This window comes from Pauljensenia sp. UMB3104 (assembly GCF_030217285.1).
Classification (GTDB): domain Bacteria; phylum Actinomycetota; class Actinomycetes; order Actinomycetales; family Actinomycetaceae; genus Pauljensenia.
The window spans coordinates 1-242 of the sequence record NZ_JASONN010000543.1 but is presented as its reverse complement, the minus strand read 5'-3'; the positions used below and the strand labels follow the sequence as shown (position 1 = coordinate 242).

The 242-nt window shown below is 54.5% G+C and carries 1 protein-coding gene; it reads right to left on the bottom strand.

Features of this window, described 5'->3' with window-relative positions; genetic code table 11:
• The coding region (locus QP415_RS12720; RefSeq protein ID WP_285100313.1) for a CNNM domain-containing protein at positions 1-200 on the bottom strand (200 nt) is incomplete at its 3' end.
• Positions 201-242 lie beyond the last annotated feature (42 nt).

Genomic DNA, 242 nt, shown 5'->3' with positions numbered 1-242 from the left:
ACACCCAGCTGACAGATAGCGAGCATCAATGATACGTGTTCAAGTGCGAACATCGCCTGAGCGCTTCCGCGACGCTTTTCTTCGCAGAGAGGCTCGATCTGCGAACGGCGCGACGATGTCGTCGCAAATTCTCCGGCGACGAAGAAAGCATTCATTGCCAGCAACACAACGGTGATTCCAAGACCCCAACCGGCGCTCATAGCTGAACCTCCGGTTCTTCATCTTCCTGATCAGGCACATAG